Genomic DNA, 577 nt, shown 5'->3' on the forward strand with positions numbered 1-577 from the left:
CCTGAAATCAGAAAACCGCAGCTTGTAAAAGCGACCATGTCAGTGATTGACAGAGTCGGTTTACATGCTGCGAGCATCTCGTTGATCAGTAAAGAGGCTGGAGTATCAACGGGGATAATTAATCACTACTTCGGTGGTAAGCATGGGTTGTTAGAAGAAACCATGCGCGAGATCCTTCGTCAGCTTTCTTCAACAATCACAGGGAAGCTTCGTGCGTTGCCAGCAGATGCTCATCATCAGCGTATCAACGCCATTATTGACGGCAACTTTGTTGGTTATCAGGCAGAAAATAAAGTGGCTAAAACGTGGCTGGCTTTCTGGTCTTACTCTATGCATGACGAGCAACTTAAGCGTTTGCAACGAGTGAATGAACGACGTCTGTTGTCCCATCTAAGAAGAGAACTAAAAGCACTATTAAGTGCGGAGCAAGCAGAGTTGGTTGCTCACGGGATAGCGTCACTGATTGACGGTATATGGCTACGCGGCACGCTCAACCCGCAAGGCATCGATGCTGATAAAGCGAGGATCATCATCAACGATTATCTCGAAAAGCAGCTAACGTTTTACTCTCATAAAT

General features: G+C 46.1%; 1 protein-coding gene. It reads left to right on the forward strand.

Annotated elements, in window-relative coordinates; all coding sequences use genetic code 11:
- The coding region (betI, locus tag R7Q09_RS27235; protein ID WP_318144093.1) for a transcriptional regulator BetI at positions 1 to 577 on the forward strand (577 nt) is incomplete at both ends.

The sequence above is a fragment of the Vibrio sp. 2130-1 genome, assembly GCF_033339515.1.